We start from the raw sequence: 609 nt of genomic DNA, 5'->3' as shown, positions 1-609 counted from the left end.
GCCTTCAAACCTGCCTCGGCCCTTGTTGTCTTGGTTACTCCTTAATAGGTAATTTTCCTTTTATTTTATTGATAAAATCATTCATCTCAACTGGTTTTCTCAATATATCATCTTTTACAATTTCTGGGAATATACTTACAAGTTCTGGCATTACATCCAGAGCAGAAACAAACAATATTTTAACCGCTCTGTTAATTGATTTGAATTTGCTGTAAAGTTCAATGCCATTAATCTCAGGCATTCTTAAATCGAGAATTACTAAATCGAAATGAGTGGATTCCATTTGAGAAAAACGTTTTAATGCTTCTTGAGAATCTGAAAATGCTTCAGATCTGTAACCTGCTATAGACAGACCCTCTGTAAAACTATAAAGAATATCTTGCTCATCATCTATTAACATTATGTTATAATTAGATTGAGATGAACGAGGAGTTTGTTTCTGATCTTCTGCTGCACTATATCTAGCATCCAAAGTAGACACATATGCTTCAGAAATATTATAGCTTCTATCATTATTTCGGCTTTTTACCAAATACACAGGATATTGAAAAGAACCAGAAATAGAATATCCTTTTATCTCCTTGAATTGATAATCAGCATGCTTGAAAG

General features: G+C 32.7%; 1 protein-coding gene. It reads right to left on the bottom strand.

Going from position 1 to position 609, the window contains the following annotated elements:
- Window positions 1-34: 34 nt before the first annotated feature.
- Window positions 35-609, bottom strand: a 575-nt coding sequence (locus tag DYY65_RS07795; protein WP_162477409.1) for a response regulator, incomplete at its 5' end; no start/stop codon positions are given.

It is taken from the genome of Nitrososphaera sp. AFS (genome assembly GCF_009898475.1).
GTDB lineage: Archaea > Thermoproteota > Nitrososphaeria > Nitrososphaerales > Nitrososphaeraceae > Nitrosopolaris.
This window is presented reverse-complemented; position numbering and strand designations above follow the sequence as displayed.